This window comes from Oleiphilus sp. HI0080, assembly GCF_001635135.1.
In genome coordinates this window covers 1-1,988 of sequence record NZ_LWFU01000765.1, presented here as the reverse complement: position 1 = coordinate 1,988, position 1,988 = coordinate 1, and the positions used below count along the sequence as shown (strand labels likewise).

At 49.2% G+C, this 1,988-nt stretch carries 2 protein-coding genes; both read left to right on the top strand.

Annotation, left to right across the window (positions count from 1 at the left end):
* On the top strand, nucleotides 1–488 hold a 488-nt coding region (locus tag A3751_RS15955; RefSeq protein WP_197466407.1), incomplete at its 5' end, for a urate hydroxylase PuuD.
* 209 nt (nucleotides 489–697) lie between these two features.
* The coding region (locus A3751_RS15950) for a PAS domain-containing protein (RefSeq protein WP_156492538.1) at nucleotides 698–1,988 on the top strand (1,291 nt) is incomplete at its 3' end.

The following is a 1,988-nucleotide window of genomic DNA, read 5'->3' as shown; positions in this document are numbered from 1 at the left end:
TGATCTTCATCATGATCAGTAACCACTACCCGATGACCTATTCACACGAATACGGCTGGGCGGTATTGGCAGCGATTATGTTTATTACCGGCTTTGCGCGTCATTTCTTCAACTTGCGGCATCGCGGTCAATTCAAACCGATGATTCTTGTCATTGCAGCGCTTTTACTCGTTGCACTTGCGGGCGTTATGGCGCACACCAAAAAAGTGGTTGTTCCATCTACAAATGCAACGGTCGTCAGTGATACCAAGGCAATGGAAATCGTTGCCGCTCGCTGCGCCAGCTGCCATGCAGTACAACCAACGCAGCCGGGGTTTGAAGCTGCAGGCGCACCAGCAGGTGTTGTACTTGAAGAACTCGATACGGTTGTCGCGATGAAGCAAAAACTCATTGAAGTAACGCAGTCTGGGTATATGCCACTGGCGAACATGACGCATATGACGGATGAAGAACGTCAATCCGTCATAGACTGGCTCTCTTCCAAATAGAACCATCAACAGCATCATACCTATAGGGGGCAAACGCCCCCAACTTTCCTGCCAAAAATCGCCGCACTACCCGATGAGCGCACCAAGCTCGGCAGCACTTGCGGCAACTTAAAAACCCAAAAAAGCCGATCTCTCTTCTTGGAAATATTGGAAAATCAACTAACGTTAATCCAGCATTCGTATGCGTTGAATTCTGATGATAGGTAACTATGCGAGACGAAGCCAAGCACGACTTAAGCCATCCTATTGAACTTGCGAAAGATCGTCTTTTTGACCTTATCAGCTCAGAGTTTATTGTCTCTGTCGCCGACATAAATGGAAAGATCGTCGCAGTAAGCGACGAGTTTTGCAGAATATCCAAGTATTCCAGAGAAGAGCTGATCGGTAAAAACCATGCCATAGTGAACTCAAACACCCACCCGACCGCTTTTTTTCAGGAATTTTGGGAATGCATTCTTTCCGGTAAAACTTGGCGGGGAGAAATCTGTAACCGCGCGAAAGACAAATCCTTATATTGGGTGGACAGCGTTGTCGCGCCTCTGCCGGCAGAGAACGATGAAGAAAGATTGTTCTTTTCTATTCGATGGGACATCACCGAACAAAAACAGCTGCATCGAGATGCCCTCCATGCCAAAGCGCTTCTCGACCGCTCAGAGGAACTCTCAGGTGTTGGAACTTGGGAGCTAGACCTGCAAACGAACGAGTTGTACTGGTCAAACGAAACACTTCGCATTCATGGTTTGGAACAAGGGCAAACACCCTCACTGGATGAAGCGATCAACTATTACGCGCCTGAAGCGCGTCCGATCGTCCTTTCTGCCGTTAATCAGGCGATGGTCGATGGCAGCACTTGGGATTTTGAATTACCGCTGATCACGCAATCCGGCGAGCGCATATGGGTGAGAGCTGTTGGGTCACCAGAGTTCGAACAAGAAAAGCCACGCTTGCTGTATGGTGCGTTTCAAGACATCACCGAACGAAAAGCGCGCGAAGAAGAGCTGCTATCGGTATTTCAACGGATGAAGCTGGCAACCTCAAGCGGACAGATCGGCATTTGGGAGTACAACCTGAAAACGGGAGTGCTTTCATGGGATGAGACCATGTACAAGATCTACGGCCTCTCTCCTTCGGAAGGCAACGAAGCGTATGAGCTTTGGGCAAGCCACCTTCATCCAGACGATCGACCGCAAGCTGAAAAAGCAGTTGCGGCGGCTATCAATAATTTACAAGACTTCGATACCGAGTTTCGCATTATCAAGCGTGATGGCAGCATAAGCCATTTGCGGGGCCGAGCCCACGTAAACCGCACGGAAGACGGCACACCCACTAACATGATGGGGGTGAATTGGGATGTATCTGAACATAGAAAGCTGGAAGAGACCCTATCAAAACAGAAAGAGCTGCTTCATGTTACGCTAGAATCGATTGGGGATGCGGTCATCGCGACCGACCTGAACCAACGCGTTGTATTCCTAAACTACATGGCCGAGCTGATGACGG